Below are 20,205 nucleotides of genomic sequence, written 5' to 3' on the forward strand. Positions count from 1 at the left end.
GCGTCAACGCCGGGCCTGCGAAAGCGCCGCGAACGCGCGCTCGATATCGCTCCAGTCCTGGTAGAAATGCGGGGAGAATCGCAGGCCCCCGCCGCGCGCCGCACCGACCACGCCCGCTGCTGCGAGGTGCCTGCGCAGTACATCGTGGTCTGACGCCCCCTCCACCGCGAAGGTGACGCTGCCGCTGCGGCGTTCGGCCTGCGCGCGACTCATAAGACGCAGGCTCGAGGTGGCCTGCACGTGCTCCATGATCGCGCGCGTATTGTCGAGCACCCGCTGTTCGACGCGTGCCAGCCCGGTGTCGAGCAACAGCCCGACGGCGGCATCCAGCGCATGGATGCCGAGCAGGTTCGGGCTGCCCGGTTCGAAACGGCGCGCCGTTTTCGCGGGTTGCCAGGCGGTCGCGCTGAAGTCTTCCGCACGTTCGACCATGTGCCAGCCGTGCGCGTGCAGTGTCAGGCGTTCGCGCAGTTCGGGACGCATCCACAGCACGCCGATCCCTTCCGGTCCGAGCATCCACTTGTGTCCGTCGGCCGCAAGGAAGTCGATGTTCAATGCGCCGACATCCATCCGCAGCGCGCCGACCCACTGAATGGCATCCACACAGAACAGGATGCCGCGCCGTTGTGTTTCTGCCCCGATGCGTTCCAGGTCGATGCGAAACCCATTGTGAAACTGCACGGCACTGACCGCGATCAGCCGCGTATTGCGATCGCAGGCCGAGAGCAGCTCATGCTCCGGATCGTCGCCGGAAAGCGAAACCAGCCGCAGTTCCACCCCCTGTTCGGCCAGCGCCTGCCAGACGATGCGGTTGGATGGAAATTCGCCGGCGAACGAGACGATGTTGTCTCCCGCGCGCCAGTCGAGTCCGCCGGCGATGATCGACAGTCCGGCCGAGGTGTTGGGCACCAGCGCGATGTCGTCCGCGCCGGCGGCGCCGATCAGCTGCGCAAGCCGGTCGCGCAGACGCTGTTCAACGGCAATCCAGCGCGGATAGTTCGCGGCGCCGGACGCGGCGTTCTCGCGCGCGAATGCAATAGCAGCATCACGCGCGCAGACCGGCCACGGCGCGACGCCGGCGTGGTTCAGGTAGACCAGACCGTCATCGAGTGCAAAGGCCGCGGCAAATTCCGCGTTCATGGCGAGCGCAGCCGCTCTTCGACCTGGGTGAGGCCCTCGCTCGATCCCTCGAGGATGAGTACGTCACCGGCACGCAGGCGCAGCGCGCCGGTCGGGGCATAGCCACGGATACCGCCACGTTCGATGGCATGTACCCGCACGCCCTGCAGGTCGAGTTGCAGTTCGGCGAGCGACTGACCGCAGGCCGGCGAGCGCTCGTCGATGCCGAAGGGCACGAGATCGCCGGCGGCCTCGGCCGCGACGTCGTCGTCAAACGGCGCGAGCCTGGCCTGCAGGCGGCGCGCGCGCGCGAGTTCGACCATGGCCAGCACGTCGTCGGCCGGAAAGCCCAGGCGATGCAGCACATGGGTCGCCAGCGTCATGCTGCCCTCGATGTTCTCGGGCACGACCTCGTCGGCACCGAGCCGCGTCAGTTCGTCGATGTCGGCATCGTTGCGACTGCGCACGATGATGGGGATCGTCTGGTTCTCGCGCCGGACCGCGGCGATGATGCGCCGTGCGACGTCCAGCTCATCGCTGGTCAGCACCACGGCCGTCGCGCGATCGACACCGGCCGCCATCAGCACCTCCGGATGGGTGTAGTCGGCGTAGAAGACCGGCTCGCCCGCGGTGCGCGCGGAGCGCACGCGCGCGGGGTCCAGATCCAGTGCGATGACCTCGATGCCCTCGCTCTCCAGAAACCGTGTCAGGTGCTGGCCGGTCCAGCCGTAGCGACAGACGATGACCGGCTGGGCGAGATTGTGTGTCGCCTCGTTGAGCTCCTCCAGCGCCTCGCGGCGGTGCTGGAGATAACTGCCGAACAGGCGTTTTGCGATCGCCCCGTTGTGGCGGATCAGAAACGGCGCGATCAGCATGCTGATCAGGATGCTCGCGACCGCGATCTGCGCCTCGTCGTCGAAAAGCAGATCGAGTTGCAGGGCCAGGGCGAGCAGTGCGAAACCGAATTCCCCGCCCTGTGCGAGCACCAGCCCGGTGCGCACGGCAACCCCGCTTTCTTCGCCCATCATTCGGGCCAGCACTGAGATCAGAATGGCCTTGCCCAGGAGAATGCCCACGACGAGGACGGTGACCTCGCGCCAGATCGACGCCAGGCCGGGCACGTCGAGCTGCATGCCGACGGTGATGAAAAACACCGCCATCATGACGTCGCGAAACGGCCGGATATCCGTCTCGATCTGGTGTTGATAGGCGCTTTCGCCGAGCATCATGCCGGCGAGGAACGCGCCGAGCGCGAGCGACAGCCCGAACAGCTGCGTCGCCCAGGCGGCGGCGAGTGCGACCACCAGCGCGGCCAGCGTGAACAGTTCCGCGGAACGTGCGCTGGCGACCTGGTGCAGGAACGGCGGCAGCAGCCAGTGGCCGATGGCGAGCATCAGGGCGAACGCCGCGGCACCCTTGAGCAGGGCGATGCCGACCGGCCCCCACACGGCGGTATTCGCGTCGCCGGCCAGGATCGGCAGCACGACGAGGAACGGCACGACGGCGAGGTCCTGAAACAGCAGCACGCCGAGGGCCGCTCGACCGTGCCGCGATTGCAGCTCGAACTGCTCGCCGAGCTGGCGCACCGCGATGGCCGTCGACGACAGGGCCATCGCCCCGGCGACGATCAGCGCCGCGCGCCAGTCGAAACCGAGCAGGTGAATGACCACTGCGCCGACCAGTGTCGAGACAGCAACCTGTGCGCCGCCGAGGCCGAGTACCACGCGTCGCATCGCGATGAAGCGTGCGAGCGAGAATTCCATGCCGATCATGAACAGGAGCAGCACGACGCCGATCTCGGCGATCAGGCCCAGCGACTCGGATGGTCCGATCCAGCCCGCGGCATGCGGTCCGACCGCGACGCCGACGATCAGATAGCCGAGGATCGGCGGCAGGTGCGCGCGACGCAGCAGCCACACGAGGCCGATCGACAGCGCCAGCAGCAGCAGCACACTTTCGAGCACATGGTGCGCCATGAGAATCCGTACAGCGATGAGGGCGTATGAACGACCTCATGATCACACGTCGCGACCACGCGCCGCACGCATGATCGAGTGTCTGGCGTCGGACCGTGGTAGTGCGCTTTGCGCAGCGCGCGGAGCTTTGCTAGTGTCCTGTCCCGCAATGATCTGTCATTTCTGAGGGTTCCCACGGTTCGAGGGCAAGGCGCGTCGTGAAGGCAATGGTCATTCCATTGGCAAGCGGCGCAACACAGCCCTCGAACCGTAGGGGCCCTCCCTGCGGGCGCGGCTGGGCAGGGCTGACTCAGCGTTGGCGATCCTGTCCATAGCGCGCTATGGCTGCGAATCGCCGCCTTGATCCAGCCCTGCTCAGCCACGCAGAAACGATAGATAATTGCGGGACAGGACACTAGGTTGGACGGAATGTATGGGCCCCGCCCAGGAGACGATTGAATGAAAGCGCTCGCCCGACTGTTGTCCGCCGTTGCGTTGTTGGCAGCACCTGTTGCGTGGGCCGATTCCACGCTGGTCTTCACGCATCTGGACCAGAACGGCCAGTCCGCCGGGCAGAGCACGGTGCAGGTGGTCGGCGGACGGGCCCGGTTCGGTTCGTCGGACGGCCAGGGCTACAGCCTGTACAACGAAGCCGCGGGCAGCTTTGCGCTGGTTGCTCCGGAGCGGCAGGAATACACCGTCATGGATGAGAAAACGGCCGCGCAGATGAACCAGGCCGTCGACGCCGCGATGGCGCAGGCGCGCGCGCAGATGGAGCAGGCCCTGCGGGGTAAAAGCCCGGAGGAGCAGGCCCGCATGCGCGCGATGATGCAGCGCTTCGGCGGTGGTCCGCCGGCCAGCGCGCCGAAAATCGAGCAGCGCAGGACCAGCCGTTTCGACCAGGTCGGGCCGGTGAAATGCCAGATCGTCGAGGTCATTGCGGATGGCCAGCCGGCCGCGGAGCTGTGCGTCACGCCGATCGACCAGCTGGGCATCTCCACGGCCGAGTATCGAACCATGCGCAGCTTCTCCGACCGCATGGAGGCCATGTCGTCGAAGACGCGTGGCGGTGCCGGGCCGGGCCTGACCATGGGTGCCGCCTTTGAGGGGATGGTGCCGGTGCGCGTGCGTCGCTTCGGTCCAAGTGGCCAGAGCCTTGATCTGGTGCTGTCCGGTGTGCATCACGACGCGATCGACCCGGCGGACCTGTCGGTGCCGTCGGGCTTCCGGTCGCGGCCGCTGGAGATGCCTAGGGCGCCCGGGCGCTGACGGCGGTCGCCGCGCGGGTCTGACGCCGTGCCGCGCTACTCGGTCTGGCTGAAGAGCTGGCCGGCGGCGGCCGAGCCGCGGCTGGTGCGCCGGCTGGTGCGGCTGTTCGACCGGCCCGAGGAGCGGATCCGCCACTATCTGCGCAAGCGCCCGGTGCGCCTGGCGCGTGACCTCGACGAGGAGCGCGTGCGCAAGCTGCGCGCCTATCTGCTGGCCGCCGGGGTGGAACTCGAGATCGAGTCGAGCGGGGATTCCCTGAACGCCGGGATGGGCGAGTCCTCCAGCATGCTCGATAACCCGTCCGAGGAAACGGCCAGCTCCCTGGTCATGGGTTCGACCACCCAGGTGATGTCCAGCGAGTTGCAGGAACGCATGCTGGCGCGCGGCGCGCAGCGTCGGTTGCGGCCTGAGCTCGGCCTGCCGGTGTCGGCGGTACGCGAGCGCGATCTCGACGACCCCGACCAGCCCCGGCCGCTCGGTCTGGGCGAGCGGCTGCGTCTGGGTCTGGCGCTGGCGAGCCGAAACCTCTGGGGACTGTGGCTGGCGCACGTCGCGCTCACCGTTGTCGTCGCGCTGGTGGTCGGCTCGATCCTGCTGGGTGTTTCCGGTGCCAGCCTTGACGCGATCGGCTCGGGGCAGGCCGGCGAAGTGCTGATGTCGGCCGGCGGCAGTGTGGTCGCGCTGGCGGGGTTCGTCGCAATCTTGTTGGTCGGCGGATTTTCCGCCGCCGCTTCCGTCGCAATGTTCTTGCAGGCCCCGGGCCTGGCGCTGATGTCTGGCCGGCGGGCCGGGCCGGCCATGCTGATCGCGGCCGGCGTTCGTCGCCTGCCGGTCGTTTTCACTGCGATCGTCATCGTCGGACTGCCGATCTGGCTGATCGATGCAGCGGCGCTCGCCGGCGTCGGGGTGATCGGTGCCGGGCTCGGGCGCCTGATCCTGTTTGGGGTGACCCTGGGCCTGACCGCAATCTGGGGGCTGGTCGCGGCGCTGGTCCTGCCAGTGGCATCGCTGGAGCGGATCGGTCCGTTCGCGGCGTTCCGGCGTGGTCTGCGGCTGGGCACCGGGCGGCGTTTCTCGCTGTTGCTGGCCCTCGTCGTCTGGACCTCCGTTGCCGGCACGCTGGCCTATGGTCTGGGACTGGCGCTGGGATGGCTGGGGCAGACCGTCGGTGGTGCTTCCGGCGCTACCGCCGCGCTCGTCGTCGTGGTCGCATCGCTCGTGATCTGGTCCGTCTTTGTCACCTTCACGCTCGCGGTGTACGGGTTTCTGCTCGTGAGTTTTTATTTCGAGGCGCGGATCATCGATCAGCAATGGCATCCGGGCTGGCTCGAAACCCTGCATCCGACCTGGCCGCTCGCCGCGGTGCCCGACCCGCCCGCCGGCGCGGCCGGCCCGACGGACTGGATGCTCGCGCTGGGTGCCGTCGCGGTGCTGATTGCGGTGCTGGCCGGCGTGACCCTGCTGGCCGGACTTGCGGGGCTCGCGATCCTCCCTGCTACCTGATCGAGGCTGGTTCAATACCGCCCCGATTGCCCCAACGGTGACCGTTCGCTACAAGGTCATCCGGCGCAAGTCCGGATGCTCATGGCTGAATTCCCAGATCTGATCGAACTGCCGGGCGAGGGTGCGCGCCTGTGGCGTTGCATGCGGGTGGCAATAGGCGTTCCAGCCGTCGGCCTGGGTCAGATGCAGGAGTCCAGTACGGTCGGCGATCAGGTAGCGTTCGACGACCTCGTCGAAATCCGTGGCGATCACCCGTAGGGAGAACTTGCTGGGCAGGCGGTTGGAAAGCCGGAGCAGTGGGTGCGCATCGCCGACAATCGCTTCGACATCGCGCACGAGTGCGCGCATCTGCGTGCGCGGCGAGCGCAGCAGGAACTCGCGTGCGGCGGTGAGAAAGCCGGTTGACGCGAACAGTTCCGGGTCCAGCCGCGGTGCGAAGATCAGGACCTCGGTACGCGCCCCGCGCACAAGGCCTTCTGCTTCACTCGCGCAGTCCGTCGCTCCGGTCAGGTGCTGGTACTCAGACACGGGATGGTTCGTCAGAAAAACGCCGAACGATTCCTGGTTTCCCGCAGCGCAAGGAGGTGCCGCCATTTTCAGCGGCTGCAAGTCGTTGAAAATGCGAGAAACCGGAAAACCGCGCTTTTTGGGTTTCGTTGCGCTGGCAATCCAGGATGGATTGATCAGCGTTTCCATGGAAAACGCGGGCAGAAAAAAACCGGACTGCCTGTGTGGGTGGGACAGTCCGGTTCCAAAGCGAGTTGAGCTTAAGACGACACGTTGGGGGAACACAGGCGGGAGGGCCTGGCCATCTATGCTCGAGGCCAATTGTAGTAACCAGCACGCCCTTGGATGTGACCCCCATCACAGATTCAAACATTCGCATCCTCGTGTCAACCAGGATCACTGGATTTTCTGCGCTTTCCGCGCAGGGTGTCGACTGCGGACGCAATCGTTGTCACACTGCCGCTGCCTGATCCGCCGCGTTGCCGGTGTACGTCGATGGCAGCAGCGAACGCAGATCCCTGCGCACCGGTTCCGGCAGTTCCAGCGTATCGATGAACGCGGCGAATGCCGCGGCATCCACGCGCCGGCCGCGGGTCAGTTCCTTGAGTCTTTCGTAGGGACGATCGAGACCGTAGCGTCGCATGACGGTCTGTACGGCCTCCGCAAGCACCTCCCAGTTGCTGTCCAGATCGGCCGCAAGTCGTGTCTCATCCACTTCGAGCTTGGCGATGCCGCGCATCAGCGATTGCAGCGAGATGCTGGTATGCGCGATGCCGACGCCGATGTTGCGCAGCACCGTGGAGTCGCTGAGGTCGCGCTGCCAGCGCGAGATTGGCAGCTTCGCGGCCAGATGCGCGAACAGGGCATTTGCAATGCCAAGATTGCCTTCGGCGTTCTCGAAATCGATCGGGTTGACCTTGTGCGGCATGGTCGACGATCCGACCTCGCCGGCGACGGTGCGCTGGCGAAAATAGCCCAGGGAAATGTATCCCCAGACATCGCGCGCGAAGTCGATCAGGATCGTGTTCATGCGGGCGATCGCATCGAACAGTTCCGCGATGTAGTCGTGCGGTTCGATCTGCGCGGTATACGGGTTGTGCCGCACGCCGAGCGATTCGACGAACGCGCGGTTCAGTCCGGGCCAGTCGACTTCGGGATACGCCGCCAAGTGCGCGTTGTGGTTGCCGACCGCGCCGTTGAACTTGCCCAGCAGTTCGACGGATCCGATCTGCGTGCGTGCGCGATCGAGGCGATACACGAAATTCGCGATCTCCTTGCCGAGCGTGGTCGGCGAGGCCGGCTGGCCGTGCGTACGCGAGAGCATCGGTACGGCCGCGTGCGCATGCGCGAGATCGCGCAGCGCTTCGATCAGCACGTCGATCTCCGGCAGCAACACCTCGCGCAGCCCGGCACCGAGCATCAGCGCATGGGCGAGATTGTTGATGTCCTCTGAAGTCGCGGCAAAATGAAAGAATTCACTGATCGCGTGGATCTCGCCGTCATCCGCCGTGCGCTCCTTCAGGAAATACTCGACGGCCTTGACGTCATGATTGGTCGTGCGCTCGATGGCCTTGATGCGCCGGGCGGATTCCATGTCGAAGTCTTCGAACAATGCATCCAGCCGCGCGCGGGCCTCGCGCGAAAGCGCCGGCACCTCGGCGATCTCCGGTGTCGCGGCAAGGTGCTGCAACCAGCGAATCTCCACCAGCACACGAAAGCGCATCAGGCCGTATTCGCTGAAGATCGCCCGTAGCGCACTGGTCTTGCCGCCGTAGCGCCCGTCAACAGGGGATACGGCCGTGAGCGAGTTGAGCTCCATCAGGCGGCCTGGCGCACGAGATCACGCAACACGTAATGCAGGATGCCGCCGTTCGCGTAGTACTCCCACTCCTTGGGCGTGTCGATGCGTACACGGCACCAGAATGGTTCGGCATCGCCGGACGCGCGCGTTGCGACGATGCAGACCTCGTTCACGCCGGGCTTCAGGCCCTCGATCGTGAAGGTCTCGGTCCCCGTGATGCCGAGTTTTTCTGCGTCATCGCCGTCGGAAAACTGCAACGGCAGCACGCCCATGCCGATTAGGTTCGAGCGGTGGATGCGCTCGAAACTCTCGGCGATGACCGCCGCGACGCCGAGCAGCCGCGTGCCCTTGGCGGCCCAGTCGCGCGATGAACCCGTGCCGTATTCCTTGCCGGCGATCACGATCAGCGGAACGCGATCCTGCTGATAGCGCATCGATGCATCGTAGATGGTCATGACTTCGCCGGAGGGCTGGTGCGTGGTCCAGCCACCTTCGGTGCCGGGGGCCAGCCGGTTGCGCAGGCGGATGTTCGCGAACGTCCCGCGCATCATGACCTCGTGATTGCCGCGGCGTGATCCGTACGAGTTGAAATCGACCGGCTGCACGCCGTGTTCGATCAGATAGCGTCCGGCCGGCGAATCGGCCTTGATCGAGCCGGCCGGCGAGATGTGGTCGGTCGTGATCGAATCGCCGAGCAATGCGAGGCAGCGTGCGCCTTCGATGTCGGCAATGCCAGGCGTCTGCATCGAAATCCCGTCGAAATAAGGCGGATTACGTACATAGGTGGATTCACCGCTCCACTCGAAGCGATTGCCCTCGGGTACGGTCAGGCCGTTCCAGCGCGAGTCACCATTGAACACGCTGTCATAGCTGGCGCGGAACATCGCCGAGTCGATGCTGCCCGTAACCGTGTCGTGCACCTCCTGCTGCGACGGCCAGATATCCTTGAGGAAGACGTTCGCACCGTCTTCATCCTGACCGAGCGGCTCGTTGAGCAGATCGATGTCGGCGGTGCCGGCTAGCGCATAGGCGACGACCAGCGGCGGCGAGGCCAGAAAATTCATGCGCACTTCCGGGTGCACGCGACCTTCGAAGTTGCGGTTGCCCGAGAGCACCGAGGAGACGATCAGATCGCCGTCGCGGATCGCCTGGGTGATCGGATCGGGCAGCGGGCCGGAGTTGCCGATGCAGGTCGTGCAACCGTAGCCGACGATGTGAAAGCCCAGCGCTTCCAGGTCATCAAGCAGCCCGGCCTTCTTCAGATATTCGGTTACCACCAGTGAGCCGGGCGCAAGCGAGGTCTTGACCCAGGGCTTCACGCGCAGGCCGCGCGCGACGGCGTTGCGCGCGAGCAGGCCGGCGCCGAGCATCACGGCCGGGTTCGAGGTGTTCGTGCAGCTCGTGATCGCGGCGATCACGACCGCGCCGTCGTTCAGATCGAAGTTCTGGCCCTTGTAGCCGGTGGCGACTGCGCCGGTCGCTGCGCCAGCGCCGGATGCGCGTCCCGCACGTTCGTCCTGCAGCTTGTGCAAGGCATCGCCGATGACCTGCTTGGCGGAACTCAAGGCGATACGGTCCTGCGGGCGTTTCGGTCCGGCGAGACTCGGCTCGACCTCGGCCATGTCGAGTTCCAGCACGTCGGTGTAGTTCGCCCGCGGGCCACCATCGACACGCCACATGCCCTGCGCCTTCGCATAGGCCTCGATCAGATCGCATTGCGCGTCGCTGCGACCGGACAGTCTCAGAAACCGGATGGTTTCGGCGTCAATCGGGAAGATGCCGCAGGTCGCGCCGTATTCGGGCGCCATGTTGGCGATGGTTGCGCGGTCGGCGAGCGGCAGGTTCGAAAGGCCATCGCCGAAGAACTCCACGAATTTACCGACCACGCCGCGCTTGCGCAGCAGTTGCGTGACGGTCAGCACGAGGTCGGTCGCGGTGACACCCTCGCGCAGACGTCCGTTCAGCCGAAAACCGATGACTTGCGGCACGAGCATGGAAACCGGCTGGCCGAGCATCGCGGCCTCTGCCTCGATGCCGCCGACGCCCCAGCCCAGCACGCCCAGACCATTGATCATGGTCGTGTGCGAATCGGTGCCGACGACGGTGTCCGGATAGACGATCGATTCGCCATCGCGTTCGGCCTCGAACACCACGCGTGCGAGGTACTCCAGATTCACCTGATGCACGATGCCGGTGTCGGGCGGCACGACCTTGAAGTTCGAAAACGCGTTCTGGCCCCAGCGCAGGAACGCATAACGTTCCTGGTTGCGGTCGAATTCGATCTTTGCATTCAGGTCCATCGCGTCGCTGGACGCGAAGGCGTCGACCTGCACCGAGTGATCGATGACGAGTTCGGCCGGCGACAGCGGATTGATCCGGGTCGGATCGCCGCCGAGTGCGCGCATGGCATCGCGCATCGCGGCGAGATCGACCACCGCGGGTACGCCGGTGAAGTCCTGCAGGATCACGCGGCTTGGCGTGAAGGCGATTTCGACCGACGGTTCCGCTGTTGCGTCCCAGCCGGCGACCGCCTCGATGTCCTTGCCCGTGATGTTCTGGCCGTCCTCGAAGCGCAGCTGATTCTCGAGCAGGATCTTCATCGAGAACGGCAGCCGGTCCAGATCGAAACGGTCCGCGAGTGCGCCAAGCCGCCAGTAGCGGTAGCGGCGATCGCCGACGACAAGTTCGCTGCGGGCGCTGAAGGAGTCGGTCATGGGGCGGACCTCAGGTAATCGGTTGGCGTGCAATAGCGCCGGATTCTAGCAGACGCGCGCAGGGTTTGTGCGGCGCAGCAATAACGCTCCGGCACCGCTCAGATCGTTTCGCGCAGCGGCTGCCGACGGCGCAACAGGGCTTCGGTTTCCGGCGTGATGACCTCGGTCGTACCGAGTGCCCGGACCTCGCCGTCGATCCGTGCCGCGACCGGCAGTCCGTCGCGCAGCAGGATGCGATTGCCGCTGCGCGCGGGCACGCGCTCGTCGGTGCCAATGAGCCCGGTCAGATTCAGCGGGTCGCAGCCGGAGATCACCAGTTTCGTATGGCCCGCGCGTTCCGTACCTGCCAGCGCCGTTGCGGCATCCGGCAGCGCAAACTGCTCGCCGGCAAGGCCCTGCACGAAGCGCCCGCCGTGGATCTGGCCGCGATCCTCCAGCCGGCGGTAGACCTCACGCAGCGTGCGCCACGACGGCGTGAGGCTTTCACGTTCCAGAAGACGCCGGCTCACGACGCCCCAGCGCCGCAGGTACACCCAGGCGATGGCCTCCAGGTCGGACGGCTCCGGCGCGGCCGCGGCGGTCGGCAGCGCGCTCCAGCGTCCGGCGTCCTCGAGTCCGAGCAGCGCCGGGCGCAGCGCACGCCAGCGCCGGCCGCGCTTGCGGTCTGCGGGCAGGGTCAGCGCGCGCAGGGCTTGGAAGCTGTCGGCCGTGATGCAGCCCAGCGTCACGAGTTCGCCGAGCGCGTCCTCAAGTTCGGCGCGCAACAGACCCGTGGCCTCGCCGAGTTCGTCGAAGAACAGCGCGCCGCTCTGCGCCAGCGCGTCGAGCACGCGCCGCGTCCGGGCCCCGGGCGCGGCTACCGGGCCGCCCGCGGCGATCGAGCGCCACGCCGCGAAGCGGCGCCGCGACAACAGTGCGATCGGCGTGGCACGGATCGGTCCGCTCCCCGCGCCGCCGCTGGCGGGCGGTGTCAGACGCGCCCAGCGCAGGCGTCCGGCGAGGCACAGCTGATCGAGCCAGGTGGAGTCGTAATCGACGATTCGCGCCGGCAGTACGTCGGACTCCCAGGCACCGGCCGCGGTTTCGAAGCCTTCGAGCTGCTCGACGACGGCGGCAAGGGCCTGCGGCCCGCGTCCCTGACTGCCGGGCGCGACGCGCTGCCATTCGAGCAGGAAGCGCAGGAAACGCGCCGGCGCCACGGGGCGAAACCGGCTGCGGCGCTGACCGACGCTCGCGCGATGGATCCGTTGCAACAGGCGGCGTTCGCACCATTCGTCGGTGTCCGCGCCGGCGCGGAAACGGCCGCGCAGCACGCCCCCCTCGACCTCCAGCGCGATCAGCGCCGTGGCGGCCGCGTCCGCCGCAAGACCGAGCGGCGCGACGAGTTCCGCCGCGGTCACGGGGCCCAGCGCGCCGATCCGCGCGCGCAGTATCTCCACGAGGGCGGTTTCACGGTCGGCCGGGACGGGTGCGTCCGCGGGTGGTTCGATTGCGGGCTCGGGACGCGGGTCGGCGAAAAGCGGCCGGAAGGCCGGCAGCCACTCCGCCGCGATCCACAGCGTGCCGGCGGGGGGGTGCAGCGAGCACGCCCGGCGTTGTGCGCAGAGTTCGACAAACCAGGTTCGCCAGCCGCTGCGAATGCCTTCTTCTTCCGTCACGAAGGCCAGGGAGACCAGTGCGTCCTGCACCTCGTCGGCATTGCGCGCCTCGGGCCAGGCCTGCGCGCTGATCGTTGCGACGGCGTCCGGGTCGGGCTGCGCGAGCCGCGCGGCGTCCGCGCTGGTCAGACGCGGAGTCGTCACCGCACGGGTGCGGCGTTCCTCGGCCGGCGCATCATCAAGGAAGGTGTAGGGCCGCGCGTTGAGTATCGCTGCCGCCAGCGGCGAGGGCGCCGCGAGGTCGCAGGCCGTGAGCTGGATGCGCCCGGCGTGCAGGTCCGCGATCAGGCGCTCCAGTCCGTCGATGTCCATGGCATCGCTGAGTGCGTCGACGAGGCTCTGGTTGACCAGCGGATGATCGGGCACCGTGCGTGGACCGGCGATGTTCTCCTGGCAGGCGATCTGGTCGGGAAAGACCTGCGCGATCAGGTCCTCGGCCTGCATGCGCTGGAGCTGCGGCGGCGTTTTCCTGCCGTTGCGCATGCGCAGGATCGCCAGCGCCGTGGTCGCGACCCAGCGCCAGCGGTTGATATACAGGGGCGCGGTCAGAACGGCCTGGGTGAGGGTGTCGCGTACGCTCGCCGCATTCAAATAGTGTGCGACCTCGGCGAGTGGGAAACTGTGCCGGGTCGACAGTGACAGTACGATCGTGTCGTCGTCGGCGGCGGCCTGCAGCTCGAAGTTGAACTGCCGGCAGAACCGCTTGCGCAGCGCCAGCCCCCAGCCGCGATTGATGCGTGCGCCGAACGGCGAATGGATCACGAGCTGCATGCCGCCCGATTCGTCGAAGAAGCGCTCGAAAATCACATGATGCAGCGTTGGCAGCGCACCGAGCGCCGCATGCGCGGCGGCGAGATGATCGACGATCTGGGCGGCGGCCTCCGGCGTGAGCCGGTAATGCTCGACCACCCAGGCACGCACCGCCGCCTCGCCTTCGGCGAGCCGCGCGGCGACCCCGGCGCGCAGTTCGCTCAGATGCCGGGACAGCGCGTGGCTGCGCCCCGGCGCCTCGCCGAACCAGAACGGCATGGATGGCGGGAGGCCGCCGGCGTCCTCCACGCGCAGCCGGCCGGATTCCGAGCCGAGCACCCGGTAGCTCTGGTTGCCGAGCTGGAAGATGTCGCCGGTCAGCGATTCGATGGCGAAGTCCTCGTTGACCGTGCCGACGAACAGCCCCTCGGGTTCCAGGATGACGTCGATGTCGGCCTGGTCCGGAATGGTGCCGCCGCTGGTCATCGCGGCGAGCCTTGCACCGCGCCGCGGTCGCAGCACCTGCTGTACGGCATCGCGATGCAGCCAGGCGCCGCGTACGCCGCGCTCGGTCGCGAATCCGCGTGCCAGCATCAGGACCACGGCATCGAAATCGGTCCGCGCGAGGTTTCGGTAGGGCCAGGCGACGCGCAGCCGTTCGTAGACCTCATGCTCGGCGAGTTCGCCACAGGCGGCGACTTCAGCGACGATCTGCTGCGCGAGCACGTCGAGCGCGCCGTTCGGAATCACCAGTTCGTCGAGATCGCCGGCACGTACGGCGGCGAGCAGCGCCGTGCACTCGATGAGTTCGTCACGTGTGGTCGGCACCAGCCGGCCGGTCGGCAGCCCGCCGATCCAGTGACCCGAGCGCCCCACGCGTTGCAGGAACGCATTGATGAGCCGGGGCGACCCGAGCTGGATCACAAAGTCGACATGTCCGATGTCGATGCCGAGCTCCAGCGAGGCGGTCGCGACGATGCACTTGAGTGCGCCGGATTTCAGCCGCTGCTCTGCATTCAGGCGGTGCTCGCGCGACAGGCTGCCGTGGTGCGCGGTGACGCGATCGGCGCCGAGACGGCCGCTCAGCGCGTGCGCGACACGCTCGGCCATGCGCCGGGTGTTGACGAACAGCACCGTCGCGCGATGCGCCTCAATCTGTTCGCAGAGCCGGTCGTAGAGCGTCTCCCAGACCTCGGTCGCCATCAGTGTTTCCAGCGGCGCCGGCGGCAGCAAGAGATCGATGTCCAGCGTCCGTCGGTGACCGTGGTCGACGATGATGCAGTCCGGCGTGCCGTCGTCGGCGACGTTGTGTGCACCGACCAGCAGCCGCGCGACGTCCTCGATCGGGCGCTGCGTTGCCGACAGCCCGATGCGCTGGACCGGTCTGCCGGTGAGCGCATCCAGACGTGCCAGCGACAGGGTCAGATGCGCGCCGCGCTTGGTCTGTGCGACGGCGTGGATTTCGTCAACGATCACGGTACGTACGCCGGCGAGCATCGTGCGGCCGGACGCCGAGGTCAGCAGGATGTACAGCGACTCCGGGGTCGTCACGAGAATATGCGGCGGCTGACGGCGCATGCGTTCGCGCTCGACCTGCGGGGTGTCGCCGGTACGCACCTGGGTGCGAATCGGGCTGCCGGGCAGACCCTGTTCGAGCAGCGCGTCGGCAATGCCCGCGAGCGGACGTTCGAGATTCAGCGCGATGTCGTTCGACAGCGCCTTGAGTGGGGAGATGTACAGCACGCGCACGGCGTCCGGCAGCGGCCGCCCCAGACCTTCCTGCACCAGCGCATCGATCGCTGCGAGGAACGCGGCCAGCGTCTTGCCCGAGCCGGTCGGCGCCGCAACGAGCGTGTGGCGGCCGGCCGCAATCGCCTGCCACGCCGCGGACTGGGCGGCGGTCGGTTCGCCGAGCGCCGCGCGAAACCAGTCCGCGACCGCGGGATGGAACTGCGCCAGGGCGCTCCAGTTGGCTTCGCTGTCTGTGGCGGTCGGCTGCAAGACGCCTGCTCGCGGTCGCATCAATGTCGTATGAATTCTAACGCCCTGATCGGCCGGCCTGTTCCGCATGGACGGAATGTCAATGGATTGACGATTCAACGCGGTATGCTATCGGGCACTTCGGCAGGCCCCGGCGGTCTACCGACACCTGGTCTGATTGGAACTCCGAGATGAATCCCGCGCGCGTCGCACTCGTTGGGCTGATATTCGGCTTTGCACAGCTCGCCGGCTGCGAAAAGGCCAAGCCCGAGGACAAAACGGTCGCCGCGGCGCCGCCACCCGAGGTGACCGTCGTGACCGCCAGGGCCGGCGCCGAGCCGCTGACCCGCGAGCCGGTCGGACGCCTGGCGGCGACACGCATTGCCCAGGTGCGTGCAAGGGTCGCCGGCGTGATCCTCGCGCGTGCCTACACTGAGGGCACCGACGTCAAGGCGGGGCAGGTGCTGTTTCGCATCGATCCCGCGCCGCTGAAGGCCGATCTGCACGCCAAGGAAGCGACACTGGCGCGCGCCGAGGCAGACGCGACTAACGCGGTGCTGACGGCCAATCGTTACCGCGAACTCGCCGGCAGGAAGCTGCTTTCCACACAGGATCTGGATACGGCGCTCGCCAACGAACGCACGACGGCCGCAGCGGTGAAAGAGGCGCAGGCGATCGTCGAAAAGGCGCAGCTGGATCTCAGCTACGCGACCGTGACCGCGCCGATCGCCGGGCGTGTCGGGCGAGCGCTCGTGACCGAGGGCGCCCTGGTCGGCCAGGGCGAGGCGACTGAGCTGACGACCATTGAGCAGATCGATCCGATCTACGTGAACTTCAGCCTTGCGGTGGCCGATCTTCAGTCCCTGCAACTGGTTGCGACGCCGCCCGCGCGCAGCAAGGGCGGCGGCCACAGCACGCCGGTCGAGGTGATGCTGCCCGACGGTTCGCCGTATCCGCACACCGGCAGTCTGGATTATTCCGACTCGGCCGTGGATCCGGGCACAGGCGCGGTTTCACTGCGCGCCGTGGTGGCGAATCCGGATCGCAGACTGTTGCCGGGCATGTTCGTGAATCTGCGCCTGCGCGCCGGGCAGATCGACAACGCCTTCCGCCTGCCGCAGGCGGCTGTTTTGCGCGACGCCAGTGGCGCCTATGTGCTGGTGGTCGATGAGTCGGGCAAGGTTGCGCGCCGTGATGTGCAGACGCATTCGCTGCGGCGTTCGGACTGGATCGTGAGCGGCGCGCTCACCGACGGCGAGCAGGTCATCGTCGCGGGCTTGCAGAAGGTCAACCCGGGCGGCGAGGCAAAGGCCGTCCTGAAGGCCGCAGCGGACACGGCGTCAGCAGCGGGCCACTGATCCATGCCGCAGTTCTTTATAGATCGCCCGATCTTCGCCTGGGTCGTGGCGATCATGATCACGCTGGCGGGCACGGCGGCCATCTTTCGTCTGCCGGTTTCGGCCTATCCGCCGATCGCGCCGCCACAGGTCAGCGTCACCGCGTCCTATCCGGGCGCGAGCGCCGAGGTCGTCGAGAAGACCGTTACTGCCGTGATCGAGCAGCAGCTCACCGGCGTCGACAATCTGCTGTATTTCGATTCGGTCTCGCGTTCAAACGGCACCGCGCAGATTACGCTGACCTTTGTCAGCGGCACCAATGCGGACATTGCCGCGGTCCAGGTGCAGAACCGCCTCAGTGTTGCCCAGGCGCGCCTGCCGCAGGAGGTCGTTCAGAACGGGATCACCGTCGCGAAGGCGAACAACGACTTCCTGATGGTCATTGCTCTGAAGTCGTCGGATCCCAGTCTGGATACCTATGCGCTGAACAACCTGCTGGCCGCGCAGGTGCTCGATCCGATCCAGCGACTGCCCGGGGTCGGCGGCGCACGCCTGTTCGGTGCGGCGTATGCCATGCGGATCTGGCTGAACCCGGACAAGCTGCGCGGCTATGGGCTGGGCGCGTCGGATGTTCTCGAGGAGATTCGCAACCAGAACATCCAGGTTGCCGCCGGCAACATCGGCGCCGAACCGGCGCCACCCGGGCAGGGCTTCACCGCGTCGGTCAGTGCGGCGACTCGGTTCACGAGTCCGGAAGAATTTCAGAGGATCATTTTGCGCACGAATCCGGACGGCAGCACGGTGCGCCTCGAAGACGTCGCGCGCATCGCTCTCGGCGCCGAAAGCTACGGCCATGACGTGCACGTCGACGGCGAGCCGATCGCCGGCTTTGCCACGCAGCTGGCACCGGGTGCCAATGCCTTGGAGGTGGCTGCGGCAATCCGCGTGAAGATGGATCAGCTGCAGCCGTACTTCCCGCCAGGGGTGACGTGGTTTACGCCCTACGACAGCACGAAGTTCATCAGCATCTCGATCCAGGAAGTGCTGAAAACCCTGGTCGAGGCCGTGGGGCTGGTGTTTCTCGTGATCCTGCTGTTCCTGCAAAACCTTCGCGCGACGCTGATCCCCACGCTGGTTGTTCCGGTCGCACTCACCAGTGCGTTCGCCGGCATGTACCTGGCCGGTTTTTCGATCAACGTACTGAGTCTGTTCGGCCTGGTGCTGGCGATTGGTCTGGTCGTCGACGATGCGATTGTTGTTGTCGAGAACGTCGAACGCATCATGACCGAGGAAGGTCTGCCGCCGAAGGAGGCCGCGCGAAAGGCGATGGGCCAGATCACCGGCGCGGTCATCGCAATGACGACGGTGCTGGCCGCGGTGTTCCTGCCGATGGCGCTGGTCGGCGGCAGTGTCGGGGTCATCTACCGCCAATTTTCGTTGACCATCGCGATCTCGATGGGCATCTCGGCGTTGATGGCACTGAGTTTCACGCCCGCGCTGTGCGCCACGCTCCTGAAACCGCAACACCAACGACCGAATTTGTTCTTGCGCGGATTCAACCGTGTCTACGGCTGGACCGCGGCGGCCTACCTGCGGCGCGTGTCGAAAGCCATCCGGCATACGCCGCGCTGGATGATCACCTTCATCGCGCTGGTCGGGCTGGCGGGGTATCTGTACGCGCGCCTGCCGACCAGTTTCCTGCCGGAAGAGGACCAGGGTTACGCGCTCATGCTCGTGCAGCTGCCCCCAGGCTCGAGCATGGAGCGCACCGGGCAGGTGCTGCGCGAGCTGGAAGGGGTGCTGCGCGAACATAAGGCGGTCGAGAAGGTACTCGACGTCGCGGGCTTCAGCTTTGTCGGGCAGGGTGAAAACGTGGGTCTCGGCTTCGTCCGCCTGAAGGACTGGTCCGAACGCACCCGGCCGGAAGACAACGTCAAGGCCTTCATCGAATGGGCGAATGGCGCGGTGCAGCGGATCAAGGGCGCGCGGATATTTGTTGTGAATCTGCCGACGATCCGCGGGCTTGGGCGTTTCGGCGGATTTGACTTCCGGCTAGAGGATCGTGCGGGTCTAGGACGCGAAAAGCTGCTCGAAGCAAACAATGCGCTGCTTGCGGCGGCGGGCGCCAATCCGGTGCTTGCCGGTGTGCGCCCGAACCAACTCGAGGACGCCAGCGAACTGCGGCTCGAGGTCGATCGCGTGCAGGCGCAGTCCATGAAAATCGACCTCGCGGACATCTACGAGGCGATCCGCCTGATGCTAGCCCCGGTCTATGCCAATGACTTCAATTATCAGGGTCGCGTGCTGAAGGTGCTGGTGCAGGCCGATGCGTCCTATCGCAGTCGACCGGAAGACCTTGCACGCTATTACCTGCCGGGCGAGCGCGGAGATATAGACCACATGATCCCGCTGTCCAGTGTCGTGACCTATTCCTGGGGACTCGCGCCACCGGCGATCGATCACTACAACGGCTACCCGGCCATTCAGATCAATGGCAGCGCCGCACCGGGTCACAGTTCCGGTGAGGCGATGGATGCCATGGCGGACATCGTGCAGACGAAGCTGCCGTCGGGTATCGGGTACGAGTGGTCCGGCCAGTCGTTTCAGGAAATCCTTTCCGGGCAGCAGGCGCCCATCCTGTTTGCGCTGTCGCTGCTCGTCGTGTTTCTCGCGCTTGCCGCGCTGTATGAAAGCTGGACGATTCCGGTTGCCGTCATGCTGGTCGTGCCGCTGGGGGTGCTCGGCGCGCTCGGGTTCACATGGATGCGCGATCTCGTCGATGACGTGTACTTCAAGGTCGGACTGATCGCCGTGATCGGCCTGTCGGCGAAGAACGCGATCCTGATCATCGAGTTTGCCAACACCCTGCACCGGTCCGGGCGCGATCTGCTCGATGCGACGCTGGAGGCCTGCCGCCTGCGTCTGCGCCCGATCCTGATGACCTCGATCGCGTTCATCCTGGGCGTGGCGCCGCTGGCGTTCTCGTCCGGCGCAGGTGCGAACAGCCGCCATGCGATCGGCACCGGCGTCATGGGCGGGATGGTCGGTGCCACGGTGCTGGGCGTGCTGTTCGTGCCGGTGTTCTTCGTCGTGGTTCGTCGGTTGTTCGGACTGCGTCCCGCCCGCGAGCAGAATCCGCCGCCAGCCGAAGCGGCGGCGCCGACAACGGCCGATCCGCCCAGGTAAGGGCCGGTTCGTCCGCATCGTTTCGGGACTGCGGATTCACGCCGGATCCGCGCAGTTCGGCCACGCCGCGCTCCGCTCGGCCACATGCCGCAGACGCTCCGGGCGGCGGATCGTCCAGGCTATCCACAGGCGGACATCCCATTCGTGCGGACGCATGGTTCAGGCTGGACGAGAGGGGGTTCTTTCCGTTGTCTGGCGCGAGTTTGGCGACGCGGGCCGGTCCTGTGGCGGGAGACTTGTCCACAGGGCGCACACACCCTTTCTACCTGCCTATCCAACGTGAATCCACAAGATATTGTGTTCGGCGATCGGGTTCACCCCAAAATATAGTTTGAACTCCTGCTCTATCGCATCTATATTCCAATGAGCGGCTCTGGCCGTGCAGTCCTGCGTCTGCGTCACGGCTTGTTTGGCCGGGTGATTTAC

The 20,205-nt window shown here is 66.5% G+C and carries 10 protein-coding genes; 4 read left to right on the top strand and 6 right to left on the bottom strand.

Going from position 1 to position 20,205, the window contains the following annotated elements; all coding sequences use genetic code 11:
- Positions 1-3: 3 nt before the first annotated feature.
- A complete protein-coding gene (locus KDG50_07350) occupies positions 4-1,140 on the bottom strand; it encodes an aminotransferase class V-fold PLP-dependent enzyme (protein MCB1865232.1) in 1,137 nt (378 codons plus the stop codon).
- Positions 1,137-3,095 (bottom strand): monovalent cation:proton antiporter-2 (CPA2) family protein, encoded by a 1,959-nt coding sequence (locus KDG50_07355; GenBank protein ID MCB1865233.1) that lies wholly within the window; start codon positions 3,093-3,095, stop codon positions 1,137-1,139. The genes KDG50_07350 and KDG50_07355 overlap by 4 nt, the downstream gene beginning before the upstream one ends.
- A 438-nt stretch (positions 3,096-3,533) precedes the next feature.
- On the opposite strand from KDG50_07355, the gene KDG50_07360 reads away from it, so the two are divergent.
- Both KDG50_07360 and KDG50_07365 read left to right on the top strand, forming a co-directional pair.
- Positions 3,534-4,343 (top strand): hypothetical protein, encoded by an 810-nt coding sequence (locus tag KDG50_07360; GenBank protein MCB1865234.1) that lies wholly within the window; start codon positions 3,534-3,536, stop codon positions 4,341-4,343.
- 27 nt (positions 4,344-4,370) lie between these two features.
- Positions 4,371-5,846, top strand: a complete 1,476-nt coding sequence (locus KDG50_07365) for a hypothetical protein (protein ID MCB1865235.1) — start codon at positions 4,371-4,373, stop codon at positions 5,844-5,846.
- A 48-nt stretch (positions 5,847-5,894) separates the two neighbouring features.
- Here the strand turns inward: KDG50_07365 and KDG50_07370 are convergent, their stop codons facing one another.
- The 4 genes from KDG50_07370 to KDG50_07385 form a co-directional block, all read right to left on the bottom strand.
- Positions 5,895-6,374 (bottom strand): hypothetical protein, encoded by a 480-nt coding sequence (locus KDG50_07370; GenBank protein MCB1865236.1) that lies wholly within the window; start codon positions 6,372-6,374, stop codon positions 5,895-5,897.
- A 430-nt stretch (positions 6,375-6,804) separates the two neighbouring features.
- On the bottom strand, positions 6,805-8,172 hold the full coding sequence (purB, locus tag KDG50_07375) for an adenylosuccinate lyase (GenBank protein ID MCB1865237.1): 1,368 nt from the start codon (positions 8,170-8,172) through the stop codon (positions 6,805-6,807).
- Positions 8,172-10,868, bottom strand: coding sequence for an aconitate hydratase AcnA (acnA, locus tag KDG50_07380; protein MCB1865238.1), 2,697 nt, complete (start codon positions 10,866-10,868; stop codon positions 8,172-8,174). Before acnA ends, purB begins: the two co-directional genes overlap by 1 nt.
- A gap of 98 nt (positions 10,869-10,966) precedes the next feature.
- Positions 10,967-15,277: a DEAD/DEAH box helicase gene (locus tag KDG50_07385; protein ID MCB1865239.1), complete on the bottom strand. Its 4,311-nt coding sequence runs from the start codon at positions 15,275-15,277 to the stop codon at positions 10,967-10,969.
- 170 nt (positions 15,278-15,447) lie between these two features.
- Between KDG50_07385 and KDG50_07390 the strand changes: the two genes are divergently transcribed.
- Positions 15,448-16,614 (top strand): efflux RND transporter periplasmic adaptor subunit, encoded by a 1,167-nt coding sequence (locus KDG50_07390; GenBank protein ID MCB1865240.1) that lies wholly within the window; start codon positions 15,448-15,450, stop codon positions 16,612-16,614.
- A gap of 3 nt (positions 16,615-16,617) precedes the next feature.
- Positions 16,618-19,779, top strand: a complete 3,162-nt coding sequence (locus KDG50_07395) for an efflux RND transporter permease subunit (GenBank protein ID MCB1865241.1) — start codon at positions 16,618-16,620, stop codon at positions 19,777-19,779.
- Positions 19,780-20,205: the final 426 nt, after the last annotated feature.

The sequence above is a fragment of the Chromatiales bacterium genome (assembly GCA_020445605.1).
GTDB lineage: Bacteria > Pseudomonadota > Gammaproteobacteria > JAGRGH01 > JAGRGH01 > JAGRGH01.